Source organism: Pseudomonas sp. GW821-FHT07G06, assembly GCF_058986625.1.
In genome coordinates this window covers 1-14737 of sequence record NZ_JBYSVW010000024.1, presented here as the reverse complement: position 1 = coordinate 14737, position 14737 = coordinate 1, and the positions used below count along the sequence as shown (strand labels likewise).

The window sequence follows — 14737 nt, the reverse complement described above, 5'->3', positions numbered from 1 at the left end:
GAGCTACGCAAATGAACAACGAAAAATACGAAAAAGGCCTGAAGATCCGCACCCAGGTGTTGGGCGAAGCCTACGTCAAGCGCTCCATCGAGAACGCCGACGACTTCACCCGCCCCTTGCAGGAGATGGTCACCGAGTACTGCTGGGGTCATGTCTGGGGCCGTGAGGGTTTGTCCCTCAAGGAACGCAGCATGATTAACCTGGCGATGATCTCGGCCCTCAACCGGCCCCATGAACTCAAGCTGCATGTGCGCGGCGCCTTGCGTAACGGCCTGAGTCGTGAGCAAATACGCGAAATATTGCTTCAGGTCGGCATTTATTGCGGTGTCCCCGCTGCCGTAGACAGTTTCCGGCTCGCCCGTGAAGCCTTCGCCGAAGCCGATGCCGAGGCCTCCAGTTAACCCTTGGCTGTTTGATCCGACCGAGCACAGGGATTCCCGTAATCGAAGTGCTCTTTTTGCATGGACAGCCACAATCAGAGCGGACCCCATGAAACGCCTGCCACTCGACGACAGCTTCAAGGTCAATCGCAACCCCGTCACCCTGCGCGAAATCGTGCTGGATAAACTGCGAAGCGCCATCATGAACTTCCAGCTCCTGCCGGGAGACCGTCTGGTCGAACGCGATCTGTGCGATCGCCTGGGCGTCAGTCGTACTTCCGTGCGCGAAGCCTTGCGTCACCTGGAATCCGAAGGCCTGGTGGAATTCGCCGATGCCAAGGGCCCGCGTGTCGCGATCATTACCCTGGCCGATGCCGTGGACATCTACGAACTGCGCTGCGTACTCGAAGGGCTGATCGTGCAACTGTTCACCCTGCGCGCCAAGGCCAAGGACATCAAGGCCCTGGAAAAAGCCCTAGAGGAAAACCGCAAGGCGCTCAAGGACGGCGAGCTGCAACAGGTCATCGACTCGGTGCAGGGCTTCTACGACGTGCTGCTCGAAGGCTCGGGCAACCATGTCGCGGCCACTCAGCTGCGCCAGTTGCAGGCACGCATCAGCTACCTGCGCGCGACCTCGGTGTCCCAGGAAAACCGTCGCGGCGCCAGCAACCAGGAAATGGAACGCATGGTCGAGGCGATCAAGGGCGGCGATCCACTGGCCGCCCACCAGGCTTGCGTCGACCACGTGCGCGCGGCCGCGGCCGTGGCCCTGGACTACCTCAAGCGCAAGCAGGAAGAAACCGGCGACGTCCCGGCGATCACCCTGCCCATCGCGCTGAAAGAACCGCGCATAGGTCGCTGAGATGTTCAGCCCGAGCTTTTGCCCCAAGTGCGGCAGCGCTGATCTCGGTCAGCAGCTGCCGCCGGGCGATACGCACGAGCGCCTGATGTGCCGCGGTTGCGGCTACATCCACTACATCAATCCGAAAATCATCGCCGGCTGCATCATCGAGCAGGACGGCAAGTACCTCCTGTGCCAGCGCGCCATCCCGCCGCGCCCCGGCACCTGGACCCTGCCTGCGGGCTTCATGGAAAGCGGCGAGACCACCGAACAGGCGGCCTTGCGCGAGGTCTGGGAAGAAAGTGGCGTGCGTGCGGAAATCGTCTCGCCCTACTCGATATTCAGCGTGCCGCAGATCAGCGAGGTGTACATCATCTTCCGCGCCACCGCGCTGGAGATCACCGGGCAATACGGGCCGGAAACCCTCGACTACAGGTTCTTCGCGCCTGAGGAGATTCCTTGGGACAGCATCTATTACCCGGCGATCCGGCAGATTCTCGAGCGTTATATCGAGGAGCGGCAGGCCGGGGTTTATGGCATTTACATGGGCAATGATGACAGCGGGAAGATTCACTTTATTCGCTGACAGTCGTGGTTTTTTCCGTGTGCATATCCGTTTTTGCGGTAACGGCTACTACTAATAGTTCCTCCGTTACGGCGGGTTACTTGGAAAAACGGAACGCCGCCCGGCCTGTAGGAGCGAGCTTGCTCGCGATGGAGGTCAACGATGATGCGGGGAGCCTGACACCCCGCGGTGCTCTCAGGTTTTTCGTCGGAACGCCGCCCGGAGCAAGCTCGCTGCCCGCCGCCATCGGCCATCCATACCGGCCGAGCTGGTTCTGATGGGAGAGTGTTTCCCTGTAGGAGCTGCCGCAGGCTGCGATCTTTTGATTTTGATTTTTGACGATGTCGACAGAGCAAAAGATCAAGATCAAAAGATCGCAGCCTTCGGCAGCGCCTACAGGCCGAGCGTTAGCTCGCCTGCCGCTCTTGATCTTGATCCACCCGCCCCCGGATGAATACCGGAGCGAAGGAACCCCGAGCCTTGGCGAGGGGCCGGACGTAAGGGCGAAACCATAAGTCGTCGTTACCCAGCAAATGGATATGTACTCAATCGACAACCCCCACAACCCCCTCCCCATGTAGCTGCCGCAACAACACCAACCCACCCTCCAGCAACCCCGAAGCCCCCACCGCCCCCGCCTCCACCGCCACCCCCTGCAACTGCTCACGCCCGGTCAACTCGGGAAACTCGTCAATGCGCTGCAACAACCGCCACGCCAACGGACTCAGCTCGGAAAACTTCACACCCCAGTCCTCGGCGCGACGCACGAGCAACAACGTCGGCTGAACCGGCAAGACGTCCGGCTGATAATCCGGCCCCACCCGTTGCACCGGCCAGGCATACGCCAACGGCCAGGCCAGCGGCGACACCTGCAAGGCCCGATCCAGCAGCAACGCCGCATCACCGGCAGCCACAGGCTCTGCGTCGGACTGTTGCAGCGCCATTTCCACCCACTCGTAATGCGCCAGCTCCACCATGAACGGCGGCCACGGCCCATCGGCCAACGCCTGAGGTTCAGTGGCAAGAAACTCGACAAACTCCTGAGCGATTTCACCGAATTTCGGCGTGCGGGCGCGATAGTCCCGCAGAAAAATCCGCACCAGCGAACGCCAATCCTCATCCCCGAGAATCTTCACCAACACCGGAAAGGTGCCACTGAGCAGCGAAGACAAGTTGGCGAACACCAGATCGCGGTAAACCTGTGCTCGCGCCGGGTCCATTTCGGTGGGTGGCGCGTTGTGCTCAGGGTCGCGCAGGTACAGGCCCATGGTGGTTTGTTGCTGCACAAGACTCGACTTATCCACGGTTCATGCCCTCCTGCTGCAGGCGGCGAATGGTCTGCAATTCCGCCACCAGTTCGGCAAATGCCGGAAAATTGAAATCGCGCTCCAGCAAGGTCGGTTGCGCACCGAACCGGGCGTAGGCCTGGGCCAGCAACGACCACACAGCCGGTTTCACCGAAGCGCCATGGGTATCGATTTTCAAGGTATCGGACTCATCGAAATGCCCGGCGATATGCATGGCCACCACCCGTCCCGGGTCGATGCCGGCGAGAAACGCCTGGGGATCGAAACCGTGGTTGATCGAGTTGACGTACACGTTGTTGACGTCCAGCAACAGGTCGCAATCGGCCTCACGCAGCACGGCATTGGTGAACGTCACCTCGTCCATGTCCTGTCGGGGAGCGGCGTAGTAAGAGACGTTTTCCACCGCCAGGCGCCGACCGAGGATGTCCTGGGCCTGGCGGATACGCGCGGCGACGTGGTGCACCGCTTCTTCGGTGAACGGCAGCGGCAACAGGTCGTACAGGTGACCGTCATCGCTGCAGTAACTCAGGTGCTCGCTGTACAGCGGCACGTTGTAGTGATCGAGAAAACCCCGGACTTCCTGCAGAAAACCGACGTCCAGCGGCGACGGCCCACCCAGGGACAGGGACAGTCCGTGACAGGACAACGGATAACGCTCGGCCAGTGCCCGCAGCGCCGCGCCATGGGCGCCGCCGATGCCGATCCAGTTTTCCGGCGCGACTTCCAGAAAGTCAAAGTTGCCTGCCGGTGCGGCCTGAAGGTCTTTGAGTAAACCGCGACGCAGGCCAAGCCCTGCGCTGGCCTTGGCTACGGGGGGAATGGATGTCTGCATGGTATCGATCTCGCCTGTGTCCAAGGGCGCGGGCCGGTGCCCGCCTTGAGGCACAGTTAATCGAAGGGGTGTATCGGGACTGTGTTCGGCTGGGCCCTGAAGTTGCGCGGGACTGTATCGAAAGACAGGTTGGATACAGTGAGATACATCACGCCCTCCTGTGGGAGCGAGCCTGCTCGCGAAAGCGTTTTTACAGGCGAAAAGCCTTTGCCTGAGCCACCGCGTTCGCGAGCAGGCCCGCTCCCACAGGGTCCAGTGTCGGTCAGGAACATGTTGCTTTCGTCGCGCCAGGCCGCGCGGTACAAGGCCCGAACTAAACTTACTGCACGCAGGACCCGCTTGGTGCCCTGCACACCCCCACGACCACCGCCCAGCGGCGCATGCCTCGCCAGACAATGCCTCTGGACCGTGATCCTGCCAAAGGAGCACACGTGATGGACGAGGCCAGACTCAACGACTTCATGGGCAAACTGGTGAATGACATGGGCGGCGCGGCGATGCTCGCCAACGTCATCCTCGGCGAAGAGCTCGGTCTGTACCGGGCGATGGCCGACAGCCAGCCCATCACCCCCGAAATCCTCGCCGAGAAAACCGGCTGCAATACCCGACTGCTGCGCGAATGGCTCAGCGCCCACGCCGCCTCCGGCTACATGGAACACCGCGACGGCCAGTTCCGCCTTCCGGAGGAGCAAGCCCTGGCCCTGGCCATCGAAGACTCTCCGGTCTACATCGCCGGGGGCATAGGCGTGGTCGCGTCGTTTTTCCACGACAAGGACAAGCTGGTCAACGCCATGCGCGGCAACGGTGCCCTGCCCTGGGGCGAGCATCACCCGTGCATGTTCAGCGGCACCGAACGTTTCTTCCGCCCCGGCTACAAAGCCCATTTGATTGCCGAATGGTTGCCGGCCCTCGACGGCGTGGTGGCCAAACTGGAAGCCGGGGCCAAAGTGGCGGACATCGGCTGCGGTCACGGCGCCTCGACGGTGATCATGGCCCAGGCATTTCCGGATTCGCGCTTCGTCGGCTTCGACTATCACGCGCCATCCGTCACCGTCGCCACTCAAAGGGCCGAAGAAGGCGGTGTGTCCAGTCGGGCCCGGTTCTTCCAGGGCACGGCGAAAAGCTACCCCGGCAGCGACTATGACCTGGTCTGCTACTTCGACTGCCTGCACGACATGGGCGACCCGGTGGGCGCGGCCAGACATGCTTATGAATCGCTGAAAGACGACGGCACCGTGCTGCTGGTCGAGCCCTACGCCAATGACTTGCTCGACGACAACGTCAACCCGGTCGGACGCCTGTTCTACGCCGCCTCGACCTTCATTTGCACGCCGAACTCGCTGTCCCAGGAAGTCGGCCTCGGCCTCGGCGCCCAGGCCGGTGAAGCGCGGTTGCGCAAGGTGTTCAGCGAGGCCGGGTTCAGCCGTTTCCGTCGGGCCACGGAAACACCGTTCAACCTGATTCTGGAGGCACGTAAATAACCCCCGAGGGTTGTAGGAGCTGCCGAAGGCTGCGATCTTTTGACTTTGCTCTTGAAAAACAAGATCAAGAGATCGCAGCCTGCGGCAGCTCCTACAAAAGGCCATGCCAATCTGCGCCCCCGGAGTGCCGAACATGCTCGACAGCCTGATCCACGAACAACTCGACCGCCTCCATCAACGCATGGCCGACGCGCCGTTTGCAGTGCTGACCGGTGCCGGCATCAGCACACCGTCGGGCATCCCCGATTACCGCGACAACCAAGGCGTGCGGCGGGGCCGGCAGCCGATGATGTACCAGGAGTTTCTCTCCGCCCCGGAGTCCCGGCGACGCTATTGGGCGCGGGCGATGGTCGGCTGGCCACGGGTGCGCCTGGCGCGGCCGAACGTGGCCCACGACACCCTGGCCCGGCTGCAGGGCACGCGACAGATCAGCGGGTTGATCACCCAGAACGTCGACACCCTGCACGACCAGGCCGGCAGCCATGACGTGATCGAACTCCACGGCAGTTTGCACCGGGTGTTGTGCCTCGATTGCAGGAGGCTCTGCGAGCGCGATTCGATCCAGCGCTTGATGGAAACCCGCAACCCGTACCTGGCCGGCGTCGACGCGGTGCAGGCGCCGGACGGCGACACCCTGCTCGACCCGGCCTTCGAGGCACGTTTCCAGGTCCCGCATTGCCCGCATTGCACCGGGGAACGGATGAAGCCGGATGTGGTGTTTTTTGGTGAAAACGTCGCGCAGGCCACGGCGACCAGGGCGATGGCGGCCGTTGAACAGGCTGCCGGGTTGTTGGTGATCGGGTCTTCGTTGATGGCCTATTCGGCGTTTCGCTTGTGCCGGGCGGTGGTGGACCAAGGCAAGCCGTTGATCGCGATCAACCTGGGCAAGACCCGGGCGGACGACATTCTGGATATGAAGATCGAAGGGTCATGCGAGCAGCTCTTACCCCTATTGGCCCAACGCCTCAACAACTGACCAAACACCACCCCCTGTAGGAGCTGCCGCAGGCTGCGATCTTTTGACGTTGCTTCTTAAAAACAAGATCAAAAGATCGCAGCCTGCGGCAGCTCCTACAGGGATGACGTAGGGTTTCAGAGAGACAGCCGTTGCCCCAGGTTTTCTTCTTTCAGTACATCAAACAGCGCCTGCGCCGCCGCCGACAGTTCGCCTCCCGGCAACGTCAATACGCCAAGCGCCCGCTCCACCACCGGATCGCGCAAGGTGATGCAGCGCGCGCCCAGCTCACGCATCTGCCCGGCACACAAGGCCGGCACCGCGCTCACGCCCAGGCCGCTGGCGACCATGCGCCCGACCGTTGCCAATTGATGGCTTTCAAACTCCACCGACAGCTTCATGCCGCGGGCCTGCAGGTGCTCTTCAAGCATGACCCGCACGGTGGAGGGTCGCTGCAAGGTAATGAACGGCTCCTTGAGCAGGGTCTGCCAATCGATGTCATCGAGTTCGGCCAGTGCCGAGTCCAGGGGCACCACCGCGACGAATCGATCGATGTACAACGGCGTGAATTGCAGCGGCGAACTCTGGGTCGGCTCGAACGCCACCCCCAGTTCCACCTGGCGGTCACGGACCATTTCCAGCACCTGCTCGTTGATCACGTCATTGACCGTCACGTTGACGTTCGGATAACGGGCGCGGAAGGTCTTGAGGATCGGCGGCAGCAGGTTGCCGGCGAACGATGGCATGGCTGCCAGGGTCACGCGACCGCGCTGCAGGGTGAAGCGTTGACGCAGCTCGTCCTCGACGTTGTCCCAGTCGGCGATCAACCGGCGCGCCAGCGGCACCAGGGATTCGCCTTCGGCGGTGAGCGCCACGTTGCGTGTGTTGCGGGTGAACAGGCGCCCGCCGAGGCCCTCCTCCAGCGCCTTGATGGTCAGGCTCAGGGCCGATTGCGACAGGTGCAGGCGTTCACAGGCCACGGCAAAGCTCAGGCTCTGGGCCACGGCCAGAAAGGCACGGATCTGCTTGACGGTCATACTCGGTCTCTCCAGGGTCTTGTAGGAGCTGCCGAAGGCTGCGATCTTTTGATTTTGATCTTGCACCCAAAAACAGGATCAAAAGATCGCAGCCTTCGGCAGCCCCTACACATTGTTGAGTTTTATCTATTAATCAACCTTAAAAATCAACTTAACAAATGAATACTTCGGCGAGACACTCCTTCCCATTCGGCTAGCCAGCCGCCCACAAAGAATAAAAGAGGTGCATATGGCAGGTTTCGACAAGCGCGTGAGTTCCTACGAGGAAGCTCTGGCAGGTCTTGAAGACGGCATGACCGTGATCGCTGGCGGCTTCGGCCTGTGCGGGATCCCGGAAAACCTGATCGCCGAGATCAAGCGCAAGGGCACTCGCGACCTCACCGTGGTTTCCAACAACTGCGGCGTCGACGGTTTCGGCCTCGGCGTACTGCTGACCGACCGCCAGATCAGCAAAGTGGTGGCGTCCTACGTCGGCGAAAACAAGCTGTTCGAAGAGCAACTGCTCAAGGGCGAAATCGAAGTCATCCTGACCCCGCAAGGCACCCTCGCCGAGAAAATGCGCGCGGGCGGCGCCGGCATTCCGGCCTTTTTCACCGCCACCGGCGTTGGCACTCCGGTTGCCGAAGGCAAGGAAGTGCGCGAATTCCATGGCCGCAAGTACCTGATGGAAGAGTCCATCACCGGCGACTTCGCCATCGTCAAAGGCTGGAAAGCCGACCATTTCGGTAACGTGATCTATCGCCACACCGCCCAGAACTTCAACCCGCTGGCGGCCACTGCCGGCAAGATCACCGTGGTCGAAGTCGAAGAAATCGTCGAACCCGGCGAGCTGGACCCGGCGCAGATCCACACCCCAGGCATCTACGTCGACCGGATCATCTGCGGCACGTTCGAGAAGCGCATCGAACAGCGCACCGTGCGTAAGTGATCCCCTGCCCCCGGACCGAATGAAGGAATAACGACAATGGCACTTTCCCGCGAACAAATGGCTCAACGCGTCGCCCGCGAAATGCAGGACGGCTTCTACGTGAACCTGGGCATCGGCATTCCGACCCTGGTCGCCAACTACATCCCCGAAGGCATGGAAGTCATGCTGCAGTCGGAAAACGGCCTGCTGGGCATGGGTCCGTTTCCTACTGAAGAAACCATCGATGCCGACATGATCAACGCCGGTAAACAAACGGTGACCGCGCGCATCGGCGCTTCGATCTTCTCCTCGGCCGAGTCCTTCGCGATGATCCGCGGAGGCCATGTCGACCTGACCGTGCTGGGCGCCTTCGAAGTGGACGTGCAAGGCAACATCGCCTCGTGGATGATCCCCGGCAAGCTGGTCAAGGGCATGGGCGGCGCGATGGACCTGGTGGCCGGCGCAGACAACATCATCGTCATCATGACCCACGCCTCCAAGGACGGTGAGTCGAAGCTGCTGTCCCAATGCAGCCTGCCGCTGACCGGCGCCGGTTGCATCAAGCGCGTGCTGACCGACCTGGCCTACCTGGAAATCGAAAATGGCGCATTTGTCCTCAAGGAACGCGCACCTGGCGTCAGTGTCGAGGAAATCGTCGCCAAGACCGCTGGTAAACTGATCGTCCCGGACCACGTTCCGGAAATGCAGTTCGCTGCCCAGTGAGGAATCATTCCATGCAAGAAGTCGTCATTGTTGCCGCCACGCGCACCGCGATCGGCAGTTTCCAGGGTTCCCTGGCCAATGTTTCTGCCGTTGACCTGGGCGCTGCGGTGATCCGCCAGTTGCTGGCGCAGACCGGCCTGGACCCGGCCGAAGTCGATGAAGTGATCATGGGCCAGGTGCTGACCGCCGGCGCCGGGCAGAACCCTGCGCGCCAGGCCGCGATCAAGGCCGGCCTGCCCTTCGCCGTTCCGGCCATGACCCTGAACAAGGTCTGCGGTTCGGGCCTCAAGGCCCTGCACCTGGGTGCCCAGGCGATTCGCTGCGGCGATGCCGAGGTGATCATCGCCGGCGGCCAGGAAAACATGAGCCTGGCCAACTACGTCATGCCCGGCGCGCGCACCGGCCTGCGCATGGGCCATGCACAGATCGTCGACACCATGATCAGCGATGGCCTGTGGGACGCGTTCAACGACTACCACATGGGCATCACCGCCGAGAACCTGGCCGAGAAGTACAGCCTGACTCGCGAGCAGCAGGACGCGTTCGCCGCCGCCTCGCAGCACAAAGCCATCGCCGCCATCGAAGCCGGGCGCTTCGTCGATGAAATCACCCCGATCCTGATCCCGCAGCGCAAGGGCGATCCGCTGTCCTTCGCCACCGACGAGCAGCCACGGGCCGGCACCACTGCCGAATCCCTGGGCAAACTCAAGGCGGCCTTCAAGAAGGACGGTTCGGTGACCGCCGGCAACGCTTCGTCGCTGAACGACGGTGCCGCCGCCGTGATCCTGATGAGCGCCGAAAAGGCCAAGGCCCTGGGCCTGCCGGTACTGGCAAAAATCGCGGCCTACGCCAACGCGGGCGTTGACCCGGCGATCATGGGCATCGGCCCGGTGTCGGCCACCCGTCGTTGCCTGGACAAGGCCGGCTGGAACATCGACCAGTTGGACCTGATCGAAGCCAACGAAGCCTTCGCCGCGCAATCGCTGGCGGTGGCCAAGGACCTGGAATGGGACTTGAACAAGGTCAACGTCAACGGCGGCGCCATCGCCCTGGGCCACCCGATCGGTGCTTCGGGTTGCCGCGTGCTGGTGACCCTGCTGCATGAAATGCTCAAGCGTGATGCCAAAAAAGGCCTCGCCACCTTGTGCATCGGTGGCGGTCAGGGCGTGGCCCTGGCGCTCGAACGGGCTTAAAGCGTTCAACAGACGGCGCGGGGACCCACGAAGATCCGTTGCCGTCTGGACAAACACCCGGTGCGATGCAAGTCGCACCGGGTTCTTTTTTGCCTGCGTTTTTTCAGTTGGACCGCGTTATCGTTCTTCGCGAGCAGGCTCGCTCCCACAGTAAATGTTCAGTGAACACGAATCCCCTGTGGGAGCGAGCCTGCTCGCGAAGGGGCCCGACGAGTCACCCCAAGAACTGCAGAATCAACCCACTGTCCGCCCCACTGATGACCACAAAGCAAAGTCTACGGAGCCATGCCCAGCAACTGCTGGCGCAGCTCGGGGTTGCTGGTGCGCGGATCGAGCCAGATGGCAAAAAATGCCTGGGCGAATTGCAGGTCCTTCACATCACGCAGCAACTGCTGGCCAAGAAAAAACCGTGCGCCCTGCCCCGGCAGATAGACGCCGGTCAGCCGCGTACCGGCCTGCACATCGACGAACGACTGCTGCATCTGCGCCTGCCAGGACGCCAGTTGCCCGTCACTGACAGCGGTACCGGCCAGTCGCTTGATTTCCCTGACGCTGGCGCTCACCAGATCATCACGGGAAATGCTGCGCTGGTAGATCAGCTCCAGGGCGAACGGCTGATCGCTCGCCAAAGGCCGCGAGGTACTCCAGAGCCGCGCGCTGTAGACATCGAAGCCGTACTTGCGAAACTCGCCACTGCCGAGCAGTTGCGCACCGGGCAACGCATCCTGCCAATTGGCCAGGGCCTGCCAGCTCAGCAAGACAAGCAGCCACAGACCATGGCGCAAGGGTGATCGTTGGCGTTTCAAGGTGAGCTGGCCTCCTCGTGGGATGCGTTGATAAAACGTCTGCACAAAAGAGCCCTCCTTAGAATTTCCGAAAGGCTCTATTTTTGTATACAAAATCCGCATACGCATAAAGCAATCTACCCGCTGCAATGTTACCGTTGCCACCTCACACAGGTCGGAGACGTGCGCGTGTTGATCCTCAAACTTCTGGTGATTCCAGGCTTCCTGCTGCTGATTTCCCTGGCTGGCAAACGCTGGGGACCGAGTGTGGCCGGTTGGTTTTCGGGGTTGCCGGTGGTGGTCGGCCCGATCCTGTTGTTCCTTGCCCTTGAGCAAGGCCAGGCGTTCGCTGCGCAATCGGCCACGGCGGCGCTGTCGGCCATGTTCGCGATGATTGCGTTTTGCGTGACCTACGCCCGGGTCGCACAACGGGCTGGATGGCCACTGGCGCTGCTGATCTCGCTGTCGGTCTGGGCGTTGGTGGCGGTTGTCCTGTCGCTGATCCCGGGATCCCTGGTGTTTTCGTTGTGCGCCGCCGCGACCGCGCTGCTCGCCGCGCCTTATCTGTTCCCCGCCGTGCAACCGGTGCTCAGTGGCCCGGGGCCGAAATCCGACAAGCTTGTGCTGCGCATGGTGGCCGGTGCATTGCTCACCCTGGTCGTGACGCTGCTGGCCAGCACGGTCGGCGACCGCTGGAGCGGTCTGCTGGCGGTGTTCCCGGTATTGGGCAGCGTGATGGCGGTGTTCTCCCAGCAAACCCGTGGCCCGGCCTTTACCGCCGCGTTGCTGCGCGCCACCGCCACCGGCATGTATTCGTTCGCCGCGTTTTGCCTGGTATTGGCCCTGGCCCTGCCGTCGATGGGGATGAACGCCTTTGTCCTGGGCGTTGCGGTGTCGGTGGCCATGCTGGGGGTGACCAAACGCTTGCTGGCGCGGCCGGTCGGTCCGACGACGGACACTGGAGGAACGGCCATCAAGCGCTAAGCTGCATGATGTCATCGGGCCAGGATGTTGCCCGCCTCTACGCGCTGAAGGAACAGACATGACTGCATCTCGCTTGCGCACTGCCCGATCGGCGACCGCCGTGGGCGTGATTGCGATCTTCCTCTGGTCCTGCCTGGCGTTGTTGACCACCCTCACCGAAGGCATCCCGCCCTTTGAACTGCTGACCTTGAGTTTCGGCGTGGCGTTTGCCGCCAGCCTGATCACCCTCGGCCGCCACGGCATGAACGGGTTCAGCAGCTGGCGCCAGCCCTGGGCTGTCTGGGCCACCGGTTTCGTCGGGATTTTCGTTTATCACGCGCTGTACTTCTTCGCGCTCAAGGTCGCGCCTGCCGCCGAAGCCAGCCTGATCAATTACCTGTGGCCGTTAATGCTGGTGCTGCTCTCGGCCTTCGCCGCCGGAGAAAAACTGCACAAGCGCCAGGTACTCGGTGCGGTGCTGGGCCTGGCCGGCACGGCGTTCATCATGCAGCAACGCGCCACCCACACGGCGGCGACCATGCCCGTCGCCGGGTACCTGGCGGCACTCGGCTGCGCGCTGATCTGGGCCGGCTACTCGGTGTTCAACCGTCGTTTCAGCGCAGTGCCCAGCAGCATCATCGGTGGAATCTGCGGCATGTCGGCCGCTGCCGGACTGGTCTGCCACCTGGCCTTCGAAACCACCGTATGGCCTGACTTCAATCAATGGGCGGCGATAGTCGTCCTCGGCCTGGGGCCGGCCGGTCTGGCGTTCTTTGCCTGGGACCACGCCACCAAACACGGCAACCTGGCGACGTTGGGGGCGCTGTCCTATCTGGCGCCCTTGATCTCGACCCTGCTGCTGATCGTCGTCGGCCATGGCCATGCCACCCCGATCCTGATCGTGCCGGCGCTGCTGATCATCGCTGGCGCGGTGATTGCCACCGCACAGGCGCCCGAAAAAGCAACCGCAACCCGTTCGATGGTTTCGCACGAGTAGCACAACGACCCCGTACGTCAATCGAACGGGTTTGCTTCAACATCAGCCTCAGTTCCAACCCCTGACCGACTGAGGCCAGCTCCAGCCTTCAAGGGTGATGAAATAAGTGATCAATGTGGCGAGGGGGCTTGCCCCCGTTGGAGTGCGAAGCGCTCCCAAAATTTTCGAAAGTTGCCGAGACTCTGGGGTCGCTACGCAACCCAACGGGGGCAAGCCCCCTCGCCACAAGTGCTCACATGACCGCTCGTTAGGGCACGCTGGAATGCAGCACAACCTCCGTGGGATGATCGCGCCCCACCGCGCGCCCATCCCTGGAGATTCCGATGTCTTTGTTGAGTAAAAAAGCCCTTGTCCTGCTGTTGGCAGCCGCTACCGGCCTGGGGGCTTTGAATGCGCAGGCCGCCAAGGCCACTTCCGGCGATGCGCCAGCGCAGAAAGTCTCGATGCTCGGCAGCAAATTCACCTTCAACCTGCCCAAGGGTTTCAGCGCCAACCCGCTGCCGGCCAGCCCGGACGGTGCCAGTGGCACCCTGTACAGCAATGCGACCACCAAGACCGTGGTGATCGCCGCTGAAAACACCCTGCCCAACGGCATCAGCGTCAAGGACAACGATGGCGGGTTCCTCGACGGCACCGTGGCCGACTTCGAGGCGGCGCAACACAAGTCCCTGCCCGACTACAACAAGCTCAGCGAGAAAACCCTGACCCAGAAGTCCGGGCTGGGCCTGCGCCAGATCGACGGCACTGCCACGCAAGGCGGTGGCATGACCCTCACCACCACGCTGATGGCCGCCTCCGGTACCCGCATGGCGGTGATCCAGGTGATTTCCCGCCCTGGCGACATGGCGGCCCATGAAACCCTGATCAAACAGATCGTCAGCGGAAAATAAGGCTCAGGGGTTAAGACGCTGCAACCAGGCGCTCAGGTCCTGGATCTCTTCGGCACTGATGTTGTGGCCGACACCGGGGTAGCCGTGAAACTCGGGTTCGAGTGACACGCTCTGCAACAGGCTGTTGGCCTCGGTACCGTCGCTGTAGGGAAGGCGTTTGTCCTGCTCGCCATGACCAATGAAAATCGCCAGCGACTGGCGCTTTTCATCCGGTTTGAGCTCGGCCTTGAGCACCGGCAGTATCCGCCCGCTCAACGCCGCGATCCCGCCGAGCGCTTCGGGGTGCCGCAAGCCCACTTCGTAAGACATGATCGCGCCCTGGCTGAACCCCACCAGGAACACCTTCTCGGGCTCGGTGTGATATTTCTTCGCGGCCTGTGCGATGAAGTCCAGCAGCACCTGGCCACTGGACTTCAGATCATCGGTCTCACCGTTGTAGGCCCCTTCGCCCTTCTTGCGGAACCACTGATAGCTGCCCGCCTCCATCACCAAAGGTGCCCGCACCGACAGGTAGGTATAGGGCGCGGGCAAGTCGTCCTTGATGCCGAACAGGTCCTGCTCGTTACTGCCGTAACCGTGAAGGAAAATCACCAGAGGCTGATGGTTCGAATCGGGGGTGGCCTGCGCCAGGTACTTGAGTGGCAGGTCGGTTTGCAGCGGGGTTTGGGCGTGGACGGCAGTGGATGCCAACAGCGTGAGCAGCGCGAGAATCTTCAACATGGGTCTTCCTTCACGGAATGCAGGATTCGCGCAAGAGCCTAACACTGGTCGGTTGGCAGGAACATCTCGGGTGTGGCTGATGCCGCCTTCGCGAGCAGGCTCGCTCCCACAAGGGTGGTGGTGCTTAGGCGCGCAACGTACGAGTCATGCGCAACGCCAGC

At 62.2% G+C, this 14737-nt stretch carries 16 protein-coding genes; 11 read left to right on the top strand and 5 right to left on the bottom strand.

The features are described 5' to 3' along the window. Positions 1-11: 11 nt before the first annotated feature. From AC3WJW_RS27745 to AC3WJW_RS27735, 3 genes are all read left to right on the top strand, one after another. Positions 12-401 (top strand): carboxymuconolactone decarboxylase family protein, encoded by a 390-nt coding sequence (locus tag AC3WJW_RS27745; RefSeq protein WP_104447626.1) that lies wholly within the window; start codon positions 12-14, stop codon positions 399-401. Positions 402-489: 88 nt separating this feature from the next. Further along, positions 490-1242 (top strand): GntR family transcriptional regulator, encoded by a 753-nt coding sequence (locus tag AC3WJW_RS27740; protein WP_007978695.1) that lies wholly within the window; start codon positions 490-492, stop codon positions 1240-1242. 1 nt (position 1243) lies between these two features. After that, the gene (locus AC3WJW_RS27735; protein ID WP_493728211.1) at positions 1244-1807 is read left to right on the top strand and encodes an NUDIX hydrolase; all 564 of its coding nucleotides are present in this window, start codon (positions 1244-1246) and stop codon (positions 1805-1807) included. A 524-nt stretch (positions 1808-2331) separates the two neighbouring features. Here AC3WJW_RS27735 and AC3WJW_RS27730 read toward each other — a convergent pair. Continuing rightward, positions 2332-3090 carry an HvfC family RiPP maturation protein gene (locus AC3WJW_RS27730; RefSeq protein WP_493728210.1) on the bottom strand — a complete coding sequence of 253 codons (759 nt, stop codon included), beginning with the start codon at positions 3088-3090 and terminating at the stop codon, positions 2332-2334. Next, on the bottom strand, positions 3083-3925 hold the full coding sequence (locus tag AC3WJW_RS27725; RefSeq protein ID WP_493728209.1) for an HvfB family MNIO-type RiPP peptide maturase: 843 nt from the start codon (positions 3923-3925) through the stop codon (positions 3083-3085). The genes AC3WJW_RS27730 and AC3WJW_RS27725 overlap by 8 nt, the downstream gene beginning before the upstream one ends. Before the next feature lie 434 nt (positions 3926-4359). Between AC3WJW_RS27725 and AC3WJW_RS27720 the strand changes: the two genes are divergently transcribed. Beyond that, positions 4360-5406, top strand: coding sequence for a class I SAM-dependent methyltransferase (locus AC3WJW_RS27720; protein WP_493728208.1), 1047 nt, complete (start codon positions 4360-4362; stop codon positions 5404-5406). 133 nt (positions 5407-5539) lie between these two features. After that, positions 5540-6382 carry an NAD-dependent protein deacetylase gene (locus tag AC3WJW_RS27715; RefSeq protein ID WP_493728207.1) on the top strand — a complete coding sequence of 281 codons (843 nt, stop codon included), beginning with the start codon at positions 5540-5542 and terminating at the stop codon, positions 6380-6382. Positions 6383-6498: 116 nt separating this feature from the next. On the opposite strand, the gene AC3WJW_RS27710 is transcribed toward AC3WJW_RS27715, so the two are convergent. Further along, positions 6499-7398 carry a LysR family transcriptional regulator gene (locus AC3WJW_RS27710; protein ID WP_493728206.1) on the bottom strand — a complete coding sequence of 300 codons (900 nt, stop codon included), beginning with the start codon at positions 7396-7398 and terminating at the stop codon, positions 6499-6501. A 229-nt stretch (positions 7399-7627) separates the two neighbouring features. Between AC3WJW_RS27710 and AC3WJW_RS27705 the strand changes: the two genes are divergently transcribed. From AC3WJW_RS27705 to AC3WJW_RS27695, 3 genes are read left to right on the top strand one after another with little or no spacing between them, the layout of a single operon-like run. Then, positions 7628-8326 carry a CoA transferase subunit A gene (locus tag AC3WJW_RS27705; RefSeq protein WP_007975747.1) on the top strand — a complete coding sequence of 233 codons (699 nt, stop codon included), beginning with the start codon at positions 7628-7630 and terminating at the stop codon, positions 8324-8326. A 36-nt stretch (positions 8327-8362) separates the two neighbouring features. Beyond that, positions 8363-9028, top strand: coding sequence for a CoA transferase subunit B (locus AC3WJW_RS27700; protein ID WP_007975748.1), 666 nt, complete (start codon positions 8363-8365; stop codon positions 9026-9028). 11 nt (positions 9029-9039) lie between these two features. Further along, complete coding sequence (locus AC3WJW_RS27695; RefSeq protein ID WP_493728205.1) at positions 9040-10221, top strand: acetyl-CoA C-acetyltransferase; 1182 nt, start codon at positions 9040-9042, stop codon at positions 10219-10221. A 275-nt stretch (positions 10222-10496) separates the two neighbouring features. Here the strand turns inward: AC3WJW_RS27695 and AC3WJW_RS27690 are convergent, their stop codons facing one another. Beyond that, on the bottom strand, positions 10497-11027 hold the full coding sequence (locus AC3WJW_RS27690; RefSeq protein ID WP_493728204.1) for a chalcone isomerase family protein: 531 nt from the start codon (positions 11025-11027) through the stop codon (positions 10497-10499). A gap of 168 nt (positions 11028-11195) precedes the next feature. Here AC3WJW_RS27690 and AC3WJW_RS27685 point away from each other — a divergent pair, with 168 nt between their 5' ends. From AC3WJW_RS27685 to AC3WJW_RS27675, 3 genes are all read left to right on the top strand, one after another. Continuing rightward, positions 11196-11990: a hypothetical protein gene (locus AC3WJW_RS27685; protein ID WP_493728251.1), complete on the top strand. Its 795-nt coding sequence runs from the start codon at positions 11196-11198 to the stop codon at positions 11988-11990. A 58-nt stretch (positions 11991-12048) separates the two neighbouring features. Beyond that, entirely contained in the window at positions 12049-12966 is a 918-nt protein-coding gene (yddG, locus tag AC3WJW_RS27680) for an aromatic amino acid exporter YddG (RefSeq protein WP_493728203.1), read from the top strand. Between the two features lie 323 nt (positions 12967-13289). Further along, positions 13290-13856, top strand: a complete 567-nt coding sequence (locus tag AC3WJW_RS27675; protein WP_493728202.1) for a DcrB/PsbP domain-containing protein — start codon at positions 13290-13292, stop codon at positions 13854-13856. Between the two features lie 3 nt (positions 13857-13859). Here the strand turns inward: AC3WJW_RS27675 and AC3WJW_RS27670 are convergent, their stop codons facing one another. Further along, positions 13860-14576, bottom strand: a complete 717-nt coding sequence (locus AC3WJW_RS27670; RefSeq protein WP_493728201.1) for an alpha/beta hydrolase — start codon at positions 14574-14576, stop codon at positions 13860-13862. Between the last annotated feature and the right edge of the window lie 161 nt (positions 14577-14737).

Coding starts and splice junctions, on each gene's coding strand:
- AC3WJW_RS27735 (WP_493728211.1), top strand. CDS start 1,244: ATGTTCAGCCCGAGCTTTTGCCCCAAGTGCGGCAGCGCTGATCTCGGT.
- AC3WJW_RS27720 (WP_493728208.1), top strand. CDS start 4,360: ATGGACGAGGCCAGACTCAACGACTTCATGGGCAAACTGGTGAATGAC.
- AC3WJW_RS27675 (WP_493728202.1), top strand. CDS start 13,290: ATGTCTTTGTTGAGTAAAAAAGCCCTTGTCCTGCTGTTGGCAGCCGCT.
- AC3WJW_RS27710 (WP_493728206.1), bottom strand. CDS start 7,398: ATGACCGTCAAGCAGATCCGTGCCTTTCTGGCCGTGGCCCAGAGCCTG.
- AC3WJW_RS27740 (WP_007978695.1), top strand. CDS start 490: ATGAAACGCCTGCCACTCGACGACAGCTTCAAGGTCAATCGCAACCCC.
- AC3WJW_RS27705 (WP_007975747.1), top strand. CDS start 7,628: ATGGCAGGTTTCGACAAGCGCGTGAGTTCCTACGAGGAAGCTCTGGCA.
- AC3WJW_RS27725 (WP_493728209.1), bottom strand. CDS start 3,925: ATGCAGACATCCATTCCCCCCGTAGCCAAGGCCAGCGCAGGGCTTGGC.
- AC3WJW_RS27745 (WP_104447626.1), top strand. CDS start 12: ATGAACAACGAAAAATACGAAAAAGGCCTGAAGATCCGCACCCAGGTG.
- AC3WJW_RS27715 (WP_493728207.1), top strand. CDS start 5,540: ATGCTCGACAGCCTGATCCACGAACAACTCGACCGCCTCCATCAACGC.
- yddG (WP_493728203.1), top strand. CDS start 12,049: ATGACTGCATCTCGCTTGCGCACTGCCCGATCGGCGACCGCCGTGGGC.
- AC3WJW_RS27670 (WP_493728201.1), bottom strand. CDS start 14,576: ATGTTGAAGATTCTCGCGCTGCTCACGCTGTTGGCATCCACTGCCGTC.
- AC3WJW_RS27700 (WP_007975748.1), top strand. CDS start 8,363: ATGGCACTTTCCCGCGAACAAATGGCTCAACGCGTCGCCCGCGAAATG.
- AC3WJW_RS27695 (WP_493728205.1), top strand. CDS start 9,040: ATGCAAGAAGTCGTCATTGTTGCCGCCACGCGCACCGCGATCGGCAGT.